Source organism: Pseudoduganella sp. RAF53_2 (assembly GCF_052113985.1).
Lineage (GTDB): Bacteria > Pseudomonadota > Gammaproteobacteria > Burkholderiales > Burkholderiaceae_D > Rugamonas.
The window spans coordinates 1-12,211 of sequence record NZ_JBFRDW010000102.1 but is presented as its reverse complement, the minus strand read 5'-3'; the positions used below and the strand labels follow the sequence as shown (position 1 = coordinate 12,211).

Annotated in this window: 10 protein-coding genes; 8 read left to right on the top strand and 2 right to left on the bottom strand. The window is 61.5% G+C overall.

Annotated features, from left to right (window positions below):
- Nucleotides 1-184: 184 nt before the first annotated feature.
- Nucleotides 185-829, bottom strand: a complete 645-nt coding sequence (locus AB4Z11_RS08600) for a response regulator (RefSeq protein ID WP_442024412.1) — start codon at nucleotides 827-829, stop codon at nucleotides 185-187.
- A gap of 69 nt (nucleotides 830-898) precedes the next feature.
- Nucleotides 899-1,369 (bottom strand): universal stress protein, encoded by a 471-nt coding sequence (locus AB4Z11_RS08595; RefSeq protein WP_442024410.1) that lies wholly within the window; start codon nucleotides 1,367-1,369, stop codon nucleotides 899-901.
- A 307-nt stretch (nucleotides 1,370-1,676) separates the two neighbouring features.
- On the opposite strand from AB4Z11_RS08595, the gene AB4Z11_RS08590 reads away from it, so the two are divergent.
- From AB4Z11_RS08590 to AB4Z11_RS08555, 8 genes are all read left to right on the top strand, one after another.
- Nucleotides 1,677-2,525 carry a protein phosphatase CheZ gene (locus AB4Z11_RS08590; RefSeq protein ID WP_442024408.1) on the top strand — a complete coding sequence of 283 codons (849 nt, stop codon included), beginning with the start codon at nucleotides 1,677-1,679 and terminating at the stop codon, nucleotides 2,523-2,525.
- Complete coding sequence (locus AB4Z11_RS08585) at nucleotides 2,525-4,390, top strand: chemotaxis protein CheA (RefSeq protein ID WP_442024406.1); 1,866 nt, start codon at nucleotides 2,525-2,527, stop codon at nucleotides 4,388-4,390. The genes AB4Z11_RS08590 and AB4Z11_RS08585 overlap by 1 nt, the downstream gene beginning before the upstream one ends.
- A gap of 223 nt (nucleotides 4,391-4,613) precedes the next feature.
- Complete coding sequence (gene leuC / locus AB4Z11_RS08580) at nucleotides 4,614-6,014, top strand: 3-isopropylmalate dehydratase large subunit (protein WP_442024404.1); 1,401 nt, start codon at nucleotides 4,614-4,616, stop codon at nucleotides 6,012-6,014.
- A 22-nt stretch (nucleotides 6,015-6,036) separates the two neighbouring features.
- On the top strand, nucleotides 6,037-6,159 hold the full coding sequence (locus tag AB4Z11_RS08575; RefSeq protein WP_442024402.1) for an entericidin A/B family lipoprotein: 123 nt from the start codon (nucleotides 6,037-6,039) through the stop codon (nucleotides 6,157-6,159).
- Nucleotides 6,160-6,208: 49 nt separating this feature from the next.
- Complete coding sequence (gene leuD, locus AB4Z11_RS08570; RefSeq protein ID WP_442024414.1) at nucleotides 6,209-6,841, top strand: 3-isopropylmalate dehydratase small subunit; 633 nt, start codon at nucleotides 6,209-6,211, stop codon at nucleotides 6,839-6,841.
- A gap of 15 nt (nucleotides 6,842-6,856) precedes the next feature.
- Nucleotides 6,857-7,927 (top strand): 3-isopropylmalate dehydrogenase, encoded by a 1,071-nt coding sequence (gene leuB, locus AB4Z11_RS08565; protein ID WP_442024400.1) that lies wholly within the window; start codon nucleotides 6,857-6,859, stop codon nucleotides 7,925-7,927.
- Nucleotides 7,928-8,065: 138 nt separating this feature from the next.
- Nucleotides 8,066-9,193, top strand: a complete 1,128-nt coding sequence (asd, locus tag AB4Z11_RS08560) for an aspartate-semialdehyde dehydrogenase (protein WP_442024398.1) — start codon at nucleotides 8,066-8,068, stop codon at nucleotides 9,191-9,193.
- A 283-nt stretch (nucleotides 9,194-9,476) separates the two neighbouring features.
- On the top strand, nucleotides 9,477-12,211 hold a 2,735-nt coding region (locus AB4Z11_RS08555; RefSeq protein ID WP_442024396.1), incomplete at its 3' end, for a type IV pilus assembly protein FimV.

Genomic DNA, 12,211 nt, shown 5'->3' with positions numbered 1-12,211 from the left:
ATTCTGGACAGGTCGCTTGCGGGTTTTTATGTTGCCGGTAAGCGTGTGAACGTCCGGCAACTCAAGCGTGATGATTTCAGTATGCCAACAGAGGTTTTGCTTTCATATCAGCAAAGCGCTGAATATGGGCGTAGGAGGGCGCGTAGGGCTGTAGGAATATTCCGAATTTTCAGAGACAGCTCGCTTAGGTCTTAAACGGAGACAGCAGTTTGTGCGCGACAGCGTACTGCACCATTTCCGACAGCGACGCCATCCCCATTTTTTGCATGATGCGGGTCTTGTGCGTGCTCACGGTTTTCACGCTCAGGTGCAGGCCGTTGGCGATTTCTGTGATGGATTTGCCACCCACCAGCAAGGAGAAGACTTCGAATTCGCGGTCCGACAGCTGCTTGTGCAGCAGTGTCTCGCTGGGCTGCATGATGTTCAGGGCCAGCTGTTCCGCCACTTCGGTACTGATATAGGGGCGGCCCGACGCCACTTTGCGGATCGCGCCCACCAGCTGGGTACCCGCACTTTCCTTGGTCAGATAGCCTTGGGCGCCGGCGCGGATGGCGCGCACGGCATATTGTTCTTCCTCGTGCATGGTGAGGATGAGAATGGCGATCTTGGGCGCCTCGCTCTTGATCTGGCGGATCAGGTCGACGCCGCTGCGGCCCGGCATGGACAAGTCGAGCAGCAGCAGATCGAAGCCGCCCTTGCGCACGTGGCCCAGTACTTCGAAGCCGTCGATGGCTTCGCCGACGATGTCAATGTCCGGTGCCCCGTCAAGAATGCGCTTCAGGCCCTCGCGCATGATGGTGTGGTCGTCGGCAATGACAATTCGAATCATGGTTATTTTAATAATTGTAAGTATTAGTTAACATTGAGGACACGCTTGAGCGTGCCGGCGCTACTTGTCTTATTCAATCGGCGTCGGGTCTTTGATCAAACGGTGTACCAGCACCGGGATCTTCGAGTGCGACAGCACTTTATTGGTCACGCTGCCCAAAAGCAACTGGCCCCAGCCGCTGCGGCCATGCGAGCCCATGAAGATCAGGTCGCAGCCATTCTTCTCGGCCACGTCCACGATTTTCAGCGCCGCGCTTTCCGCAAAGGCCGTCATCCCTTCCGCCCGCACGCTTTTCTTGGCGCAGGATTCCAGGATAGGCTGCACGTGCTCGTTCCCGGCCCGCTGCATCGCCGCCCGGTATTCCTCTTCACTGGGGTAGCTGGGCGGGATGATTTCCACATAAATTGGGTACTGGTACTCCGGCGCCACAAACAGTGCAAGGACTTCGGCGCCCATCTGCTGTGCGAAATTTGTTCCGGCACAGGCGGTTTTGGCGGAAACTGCCGAACCGTCGGTCGTAATCAGGATTTTCCGGTACATACAAGCCTCCTTTATGGGGATCCTACACTCATTGTAGCCCTGTTTTCGCTTATTGTTTGCTTGTAAAGACTTGATATTTATCAAGAAACATCATGTTTGGACGCAAACAAGCTGCAAATTCGTCATTTTCAGAGAGCGCCCAAATACAACAATCTGCATTCAGTGACTGGGAATGCAAAGGGAGAGATTGAACTGAGGGCCGCCCCCCTGCTACACTCGCGTAAGTGCGTTAATATTGCCGGGCATCATCAGTAATACGCCGGCAAAGATACGGCAGCAACATTTTTGATATGGAGAAGCAGGGATTATGACCGACGCCGCTGATGATTTCGACGCATTATTCGAGGAAGTATCCGCGCAGCGGAACAGTGCGCCACCGGCTCCGGCAGCCGCCGCTCCGGCACCTGCCGCCGCTTCCGCAGAAGACGATCTGGAAAATCTGTTCGATGAAATCTCGGCCAGCCGTACCGCTGAACCTGCTGCGGCCGCTGYGCCTGCACCAGTTGCCGCTGCGCCTGCAGCAGAGGCTGAAGCTGGCGAGCATGCCGGCGCTGGTAGCGATAACCCGATGTTTGAGCGTCTGGGCGGCATCGTCCGCCTGCTGCACGACTCGCTGCGCGAACTGGGTTACGACAAGGCTCTGACCGAGGCTTCCACCCAGATCGTGGATGCCCAGGACCGCCTGGAATACGTGGCGACCCTGACCGAGCAGGCCGCCAACAAAGTGCTGAATACGCTGGACGATGGCATGCCTGCCCAGGACGTGCTGTCGAAGAAGTCCAAGGAAATGGAAGACCGCTGGGCCGACCTGTTCGCAGGCAAGCTCAGTATCGATGAATTTAAGACTCTGGCAGGCGATTCGCGTGCCTTCGCGCAGGCGGTGTCGGAAGCGACCGAAGCCGAGAAGGCCCGTCTGCTGGAAATCATGATGGCCCAGGATTTCCAGGATATTACCGGTCAACTGATCAAAAAAGTCGTCGTCATCACCAAGACGGTCGAGCAGGAGCTGGCCCAGCTGCTGAAAGACAATGCCCCGGTTGAGGTGCGCGAGAAGATCGCGCAGAAAGAGGTGTCGCTGATGTCCGGTCCGTCCGCTCCGACGGTGGCCCTGACTCAGGACAGTGTGGACGACCTGCTTGCTGATCTGGGATTCTAATGGACGATATGCTCAAGGAGTTCGTTGTCGAGGCGATGGACTTGGCCGTTAACGTGGAAGAGCACCTGCTGCGCCTCGAACGTGACCCCGACAATAAAGAAACACTGAACGCCGTTTTCCGCTCCTTCCATACCATCAAGGGTGGCGCAGGCTTCATGAATCTGGGTGCGCTGGTTTCCGCCTGCCACCTGACCGAAAACCTGTTCGACGCGCTGCGCACCGGCGCCGCGCCGGTCACGCCGCTGTCGATCGAAGCCGCACTGCAAGCATCCGGCTTCGTGGCAGACCAGCTGGCAGAACTGAATAATGGCGCCGCGCCGGAAAGCCTGGGCGCCATGCCGGGCGATCTGGAAGCGATTCTGAAGGACGCCATCGAAGGCAAAAAAACCTCGGCCAAGCCTGCCGCAAAAGCTGCTCCGGCGCCTGCCGCCGCCCCGGCCGCTGCTGCGCCTGCGGCAAGCGCCGCCGCTGCCGCACCTGCTGCTGCCGCGGCGTCGGCCGATGGCCTGGACTGGGAAGGCATGTATGAAGCCGTGATGCCGCCTGGCTCTTACACCCGTCCTGCCGGCGGCGAAGCAGCAGCGCCTGCTGCCGCTGCCGCGCCAGCGGAAGCCAGCGAAGGCCGCGCCGCCGCTGTCGAAGCACGCTCCGCTCCGGCCGAGCGTCCGACCTCGGCGCCGGCCAAAGAAGAATCCATTCGTATCGACGCCGTCAAGCTGGACGCGCTGCTGGAAGTGGCCGGCGAATCCGTGCAGGCCGCCAACCAGGCAGCCGTGCTGCTGGAACGCCTGCAACAGTTCAAGTTTGAAGGCCAGGCGGCATCGCTGATGTCGGCCCTGACTGAAACCCTGGAACGCGCCTCGCGCTACTCCACCGAACTGCAGCGCGCCACGCTGGCGACGCGTATGCAGCCGGTCGGCCGCCTGTTCCAGAAGTTCCCGCGACTGGTACGTGAACTGGCAAAGGATCTGGGCAAGGAAGTTGAACTGACCATCGAAGGCGCGGAAACCGAAGTGGACCGCGTGGTGGTGGACAGCCTGTACGATCCGCTGGTGCACATGCTGCGTAACGCGCTGGACCACGGCGTGGAAGCACCGGACGAGCGCGTCGCCAAGGGCAAGCCGGCCAAGGCATACATCTCGCTGAAAGCATGGCAGGAGGCCAACTCCGTCATGATCGTGCTGCAGGACGACGGCAAGGGCATGGACCCGGTCGCGCTGAAGCGCAAGGCCGGCGAGAAGGGCCTGATTTCCCCAAGCGCCAACCTGTCGGACGACGAATGCTACCAGCTGGTGTTCCTGCCGGGCTTCTCGACCAAGGAAGTGGCGTCCTCCGTGTCCGGCCGCGGCGTCGGCATGGATGTGGTGAAGACCGCCGTGGAAAAGAACCGTGGTGCGATCCACATCGAATCGGCGCTGGGCAAGGGCACCAAGTTCGCCATCCGCCTGCCGATCGAACTGTCGATCGTGCCGACCATGCTGGTGTCCACCTCYGGCGCACTGCTGGCGCTGCCGATGGCGGTGGTCGAGCGCGTGGTCGAACTGCCGGAAGTATTCATGGAAGTGGGCGGCGCCCCGGTGCTGAAAGACCAGGGCCGTCCACTGCCGGTACGCACGCTGGCTGGTGCGCTGGGCTACGAGCTGTGCTCGGAGCGCGTGGGCATCGTCATCAACGCACCGCAACCTTATATCCTGGCCGTGGAAGCCGTGGACGGTACTGCCGATCTGGTGATCAAACCGATGACCGCGCTGACCGTTGACGGCATTACCGGCACCGCCCGCTCGGCGGAAGGCGAACTAGTGCTAGTAGTTGGCCTATCCTTCCTGATGGATGGTTGCAGGAGCAGTGTACGAATGGCGGCTTAAAACACCGCACAAGAAATACCAGGAGCCTGCAACCCTTACAAAAGGGTCGCGGGCTTTTTTCATATTCGGGAACCGAAAGCAGGTGGCTGCCACGACGTGGCAGCCACCAGGTTTAAGACTTGGGTGCCATTCAGGCACGCGCTCACGAGGCGGAAACCGGGCTTGGTTTTGCATTGCACAAAATATGGCATAATCAAATAGGATCACCTAATCAGGCTGCAGCATGAAAACGCTTTACGACAAACTCTGGGAATCCCACGTCGTGCGGACCGAGGAAGATGGCACCGCACTCCTTTACATCGATCGCCATCTGGTACACGAAGTCACCAGCCCGCAGGCATTTGACGGCCTGCGCGACGCTGGGCGCGACCCGTGGCGCGTCTCCGCCAACCTGGCGGTGGCCGACCACAATGTGCCGACCACCGACCGCTCGCACGGTATTGAAGATCCAGTCTCGCGGCTGCAGGTCGAAACCCTGGACAAGAACACCAAGTCCTACGGCCTGACCTACTTCAATATGAACGACAAGCGCCAGGGCATCGTGCACGTCATCGGCCCGGAGCAGGGCGCGACCCTGCCTGGCATGACCGTGGTGTGCGGCGATTCGCATACTTCGACCCACGGCGCATTCGGCGCGCTGGCACACGGCATCGGCACCTCCGAAGTGGAGCACGTGCTGGCGACGCAATGCCTGCTGGCCAAAAAATCGAAGTCCATGCTGGTGCAGGTCGACGGCGCGCTGCCGCCGGGCGTGACGGCCAAGGACATCGTGCTGGCCGTGATCGGCAAGATCGGCACCGCGGGCGGCACCGGCTACGCCATCGAATTCGGCGGCTCCACCATCCGTTCGCTGTCGATGGAAGGCCGCATGACCGTCTGTAATATGGCCATCGAAGCGGGCGCACGCGCCGGCATGGTGGCGGTCGACCAGACCACTATCGACTACGTCAAAGGCCGTCCGTTCTCGCCGGCCGGTCCGCACTGGGATCACGCCGTGGCTTACTGGCGCACCCTGCAATCCGACCCGGGCGCCAAGTTCGACCTGGTGGTGATGCTGAATGCCGCCGAGATCCGCCCGCAAGTTACCTGGGGCACTTCGCCCGAGCAGGTGACGTCCATCGATGGCCGCGTGCCCGATCCGGATAAGGAAAAAGATCCGGTCAAGCGCGACGCCATGGAAAAGGCGCTGGTCTATATGGGCCTGAATCCGAATACCCCGATGGAAGACATCCGTATCGACAAAGTCTTCATCGGTTCCTGCACCAACTCGCGCATCGAGGATCTGCGCGCCGCAGCCGCCGTTGTGCGCGGCAAGCAGCGCGCTTCGAACGTGAAGCTGGCGCTGGTGGTGCCGGGTTCCGGCCTGGTGAAAGAGCAGGCTGAACGAGAAGGCCTGGACGCGATCTTCAAGGCCGCCGGCTTTGAATGGCGCGAACCTGGCTGTTCGATGTGCCTGGCCATGAATGCCGACCGCCTGGAACCGGGCGAGCGTTGCGCCTCCACCTCCAACCGTAATTTCGAAGGCCGTCAGGGCCAGGGCGGCCGCACCCATCTGGTGTCCCCCGCCATGGCAGCGGCAGCCGGTATCGCCGGCCATTTCGTCGACGTGCGCGCAATGCGCTAAATAAAACTAGGGAATATCCAAAATGAAAACCATCATCGCTCTGATTATCGCAACCCTGGCTCTGACCGGCTGCAACACCATTTCCGGCATCGGCCGTGACGTTCAGAAAGCTGGGCAGGTCGTCACCAGCGCGGGTGGGCACTAAGAACGCCCGGATTGCGCGCCCCGCGGCGCGCACCGGGCATTGAGAAGAGATCTATGAAGGTTTGGTAGCACCGCTTGACCGTGCCAACGTCGATACCGACGCCATCATTCCGAAGCAGTTCCTGAAGTCCATCCACCGCACCGGCTTTGGCCCCAACCTGTTCGACGAGTGGCGCTACCTTGACCACGGCGAACCGGGCATGGACAACAGCAAGCGTCCGCTGAATCCGGACTTCGTGCTGAACCAGCCGCGCTACCAGGGCGCTTCGATTCTCCTGACCCGTAAGAATTTCGGCTGCGGCTCCTCGCGCGAACACGCGCCGTGGGCGCTCGATCAGTTCGGCTTCCGCGCTATCCTCGCGCCAAGCTATGCGGACATCTTTTACAATAACTGCTTCAAGAACGGCATTCTCCCTGTCGTGCTGACCGAAGCGCAGATCGACCATCTGTTCAATGAAGTCAAGGCTTTCCCGGGTTACCGCCTGGTAGTGGACCTTGAAAACCAGCGTGTGGTGACCAGCAATGGTAGTGTCTCTTACCCCTTCGAGATCGACGCCTTCCGCAAATACTGCCTGATGAATGGACTCGACGATATCGGCCTGACCCTGCGTCACGCCGACGCTATCCGCGCCTACGAAGAGCGTCATCTGGCGAACCAGCCCTGGCTGGCCAACGTCATTTAACCTCGATACAAGAACATGAAAATCGCAATTTTGCCGGGCGATGGCATCGGCCCGGAAATCGTCACCCAGGCCGTAAAGGTCCTGAATGCGCTCGACGAGAAGTTTGAAATGGAAACCGCGCCGGTGGGCGGCGCTGGCTACGAGGCCAGCGGCCATCCGCTGCCGGAAGCCACACTGGCATTGGCGAAAGCCGCCGACGCCGTGCTGTTCGGCGCCGTGGGCGACTGGAAGTACGATACGCTGGACCGTCCGCTGCGTCCTGAGCAGGCTATTCTGGGCCTGCGCAAGAATCTGGGCCTGTTCGGCAATCTGCGTCCGGCCATCCTGTATCCGGAACTGGCGGGCGCTTCGACGCTGAAGCCGGAAGTGGTGTCCGGCCTGGATATTCTGATCGTGCGCGAACTGACCGGCGACATCTACTTCGGCCAGCCGCGCGGCGTGCGCGAGTGCGCGGATGGTCCGTTCAAAGGCCAGCGCGAAGGCTTCGACACCATGCGCTATGCGGAAGGCGAGATCCGCCGCATCGCCCATGTGGCTTTCCAGGCAGCGCAGAAGCGCGGCAAGCGCCTGACCTCCGTGGACAAGGCCAATGTGCTGGAGACTTTCCAGTTCTGGAAAGACATCGTCACCGACGTGCACAAGGAATACCCGGACGTGGCGCTGGACCATATGTACGTGGACAACGCCGCCATGCAGCTGGTGCGCGCGCCGAAGAAGTTCGACGTGATCGTGACCGGCAATATGTTCGGCGACATCCTGTCCGACGCGGCGGCCATGCTGACCGGTTCGATCGGCATGCTGCCATCGGCTTCGCTGGACGCCAACAACAAGGGCCTGTACGAACCGTCGCACGGCTCGGCTCCTGATATCGCGGGCAAGGGCGTTGCCAACCCGCTGGCCACGATCCTGTCGGCCGCCATGATGCTGCGCTATTCGCTGAACCGCGCGGAACAGGCCGACCGTATCGAGAACGCCGTCAAGAAGGTGCTGGCGCAGGGCCTGCGCACGCCGGATATTTACGAAGACGGCACGACCAAGGTCGGCACGGAGCAGATGGGCGACGCGGTGGTTGCGGCGCTGGCCTGAGAAACCAAGGCATAAGCTGGTGGCAGCCACGWTGTGGCAGCCACCACGCCAGCGGCGCGGAACAGGTGGCCGCCACGAAGTGGCTGCCACCAGGTTCTGCCCCTGGTTTAAAAGAATTCACATCCAAAGGAAAGCAAAATGAAACTCGTAGGTCTGGTTGGTTGGCGCGGCATGGTCGGTTCGGTCCTGATGCAGCGCATGCAGGAAGAGGGCGATTTCGCCCACATCGAGCCGGTTTTCTTCAGCACTTCGAACACCGGCGGCGCAGCTCCGGCGATGGCGAAGAATGAAACCACCCTGAAAGACGCCACCAACATCGACGAACTGAAACGCTGCGAGATCATCATCTCCTGCCAGGGCGGCGACTACACCTCGGCCGTGTTCCCGAAGCTGCGCGCAGCGGGCTGGAACGGCTACTGGATCGATGCTGCATCGACCCTGCGCATGGACAAGGATGCCGTGATCGTGCTCGATCCGGTCAACCTGAACGTGATCAAGGATGCGATGACCAAGGGCGTGAAGAACTTCATCGGCGGTAACTGCACCGTGTCCTGCATGCTGATGGGCCTGGGCGGCCTGTTCAAGCAGGACCTGGTGGAGTGGATGACGTCCATGACCTACCAGGCGGCATCCGGCGGCGGCGCACAGCATATGCGCGAGCTGCTGACCCAGTTCGGCACTATCAACAGCTCCGTAAAAGCGCTGCTGGACAACCCGGCTTCCGCGATTTTGGAAATTGACCGCCAGGTGCTGGCCACCCAGCACGGCCTGTCCGGCGAAGAGACCAAGCAGTTCGGCGTGCCGCTGGCCGGCAACCTGATTCCATGGATCGACAAGGACCTGGGCAACGGCCAGTCGAAGGAAGAGTGGAAGGGCGGCGCCGAGACCAACAAGATCCTGGGCCGCGGTGAAGGCTTCACCGGCTCCGTGATCCCGGTCGACGGCCTGTGTGTGCGTATCGGTGCGATGCGCTGCCACAGCCAGGCGCTGACCATCAAGCTGAAAAAGGATGTGCCGCTGGACGAGATCAACGACATCATCGCCAAGGACAACCAGTGGGTAAAATTCGTGCCGAACACCCGTGAAGCATCGATGAAGGATCTGACCCCGGCAGCGGTCACCGGCTCCCTGACCATCCCGGTTGGCCGCGTGCGCAAGATGTCGATGGGCGGCGAATATCTGTCCGCATTTACCGTCGGCGATCAGCTGCTGTGGGGTGCTGCGGAACCACTGCGCCGCATGCTGCGAATTGTTCTCGATAAATAATCATTCGATAATAATTAACTAACACCTCGTGATTAATAAATAAGATAAGTAATATTTTCTAAAGGCCGGATTTCAAAGGGAAATCTGGCCTTTTTCTTTGAATAAAAGATTATTTTCGGCATAGAGGAAACAGAATAGGGTTTCATAGAGGGAGAATGCTTGCATGCCTGAGGGCATGATGTTATGTTGGGCACCTCTGGGAAAGTAACATTTTTCCACTGCTAACCATTTCGCTGCCCTCACTATGCCAGTACAAAAGCCTTCCAAGGTCGCTTCGTTCGCTTTGAAAACTCTGACCGCCGCCGTGATCGGCACGGTCTTATTGTCCCCCGCGGCTTACGCTGCCGGACTTGGCAAGCTCACGGTCCTCTCGTCGCTGGGCCAGCCGCTGCGCGCCGAAATCGAACTGACCTCCGTCACGCCGGAAGAGGCGCAAGAGCTGGTGGCCAAACTGGCCTCGCCGGACGCCTTCCGCGCCGCCAATATCGATTTCAACTCGGCTCTGCTGCAGCTGCGCTTCGACGTGGAAGCACGCGGCGGCCGCCAGTTCATCCGTGTCACTTCGTCGCAGCCGATCAACGAGCCTTTCGTCGATATGCTGCTGGAGCTGACCTGGACCAATGGCCGTCTGGTGCGCGAATACACCTTCCTGCTCGATCCGACCGAGATGCGCCAGGCGAATGCGCCGCAAGTGGCTGCGCCGGTTGAGAACCGCGCTGCGCAGGCRGCTGCTGCGCGTTCGGCTACGGCCGCACCGCGCGCTGCCGCAACGCCGGCAGCGGCGCCTTCCGAAGCGCCGGCCAGCCCGGTGCGTCCTTCGCGTGCTGCGCCGGCCGAAGGTTCGGGCGCCGATCAGTACCAGGTACAGCGCGGCGACACGCTGAGCAAGATCGCCGGCCGCATGAAGCCGGGCGATATTTCGCTGGATATGATGCTGGTCGCGCTGTACCGCGCGAATCCGGAAGCCTTCAGCGGCAACAATATGAACCGCCTGAAGTCGGGCACCATCCTGTCCGTGCCGAACGCCGATGCCGTGCGCTCGTCCGTTGGCAACGAAGGTGAGGCACGCGGCGTCGTGGTCGCCCATGCTGCCGACTTCAACGCCTACCGCGCCAAGCTGGCAGGCCAGGTGGCTTCGAGCACCGCCGCCAAGGCGCCGGAACAGCAGCAGAGCGCAGCGGGCAAGATCACTGCTCGCGTGGAAGAGCGTCCGACTGCCGTCACCGAATCGAAGGACCAGCTGAAGCTGTCCAAAGCCGGCGAGGCTGCCGGCAAGGCCGGCCAGACCGCTGCCGTGGAAGACAAGATCGCCAAGCAGCGCGCCGCCGACGACGCCAGCAACCGCGTGAAGGAACTGGAAAAGAACGTCAGCGATCTGGAAAAGCTGATGGCCGTGAAGAACAAGGCCGCTGCCGAGGCGCAGAGCAAGGCCTCCGTGCCTGAGCTGGACGTCACCGGCAAGACCGTGGCTGCGGCCAAGCCGGCAGCATCGGCGCCAGCGGCCAGCGCACCTGCGCCGGCCAAGCCAAAGAAACCGGTGGTCACGACCCCGTCGAAGCCGATCCAGGAACCTGGCCTGGTCGACTTCATCATGGATAACCTGCAGATGATCGGCATCGCCGTCGCTGCACTGCTGGGGGGCGCGGCGCTGATGGTATCGCGCCGCCGCAAGGCACAGCAGCTGATGGTGCCGAAGGGCGAGTCCAGCCTGCTGGGCGATCCGGGCACCACAGCCGCGCCAATGTTCGCCGAAACCGGCGGCGCCAGCGTGGACACCAACAACAGCGTGTTCAATTCGAATTTTGCACCGTCGGCCAGCCAGCTGGATACCAATGAAGTCGATCCAGTGGCGGAAGCCGATGTGTACATCGCCTACGGCCGCGACGCGCAAGCCGAAGAGATTCTGAAGGAAGCACTGCGTACCCATCCTGAGCGCCATCAGGTGCGTCTGAAGCTGCTGGAAATCTACGCCAGCCGGAAGGATACCCGCGCCTTCGAAACCCAGGCCAGCGAGCTGTATTCGATGAGCAAAGGGCAGGGCGACGAGTGGGCGCAAGCGGCGACCATGGGCCAGAGCATTGACGCTGACAATCCGCTGTACGCCAACGCGGCACAGCCGTCCGCAGGCGTGGGTCTGGGCGCAGCTGCCGCGGGCGTTGCCGCAGCCGGCGCTGCCGAAGCGTTTGCACCGAACGCCGGCACCAGCGAAGACATTCACGATCTGGCGTCCCTGTTCGCCGAACCGACTACGCCAGCCCCGGCGCCGGCTGCTGAAGAGCCGAGCCTGGACCTGGACCTGAGCCACGATGCCTCCACGGCTGCCGCACCGGCTGCCGAAAGCAATCTGATGGACTTCGACCTGGACCGCGATGCAACTGCGCTGCCGTCCCTGGAAGAGATGGCCAAGGAAGAGGAAGGCAAGACTGCCAAAGCCGCCGATTCGAACACGCTGGACTTCGACCTGGGTGGTCTGAGCTTCGACGCTGAAGCGCCTGCGCCAAGCGCAGAAGCTCCAGCCGCTGCCGAACCTGCGCCGGCAGCGAACGATGTGCCGGATCTGGCCTTTGACATGGACTTCGGCGCCAAGACAGAAACGCCAGCCGCGCCGGAACCGGTTGCCGCGGCAGAAGAGCCAGCCGCCTCGCTGGCCGACGACCTGGGCATGGACTTCAGCCTGGATCTGCCGAGCGAAGTGAAACCGGCCGCCGAAGCGGAAGCCAAGGCCACCGACGCTGATCCGCTGGCTGGCCTGGATCTGATGGACTTCACCCTGCCGGGCAGCCCGGCGCCGGCCGTTCCTGCTGACGAAACCCCGCTGTCCGCATCGGACTTCTCGGCACCGGAACAGGACTCTGAAGTGGCCACCGCTGTGGCACCGGCCGAATTCGACCTGTCCGGCATCGACCTGGACCTGGGCACTGAAACCGCCCACGCGCCAGCCGAAACCGAAATGTCGGCCCTGCACATGGAGATGGACACCAAGCTGGATCTGGCCATCGCCTACCAGGAAATCGGCGA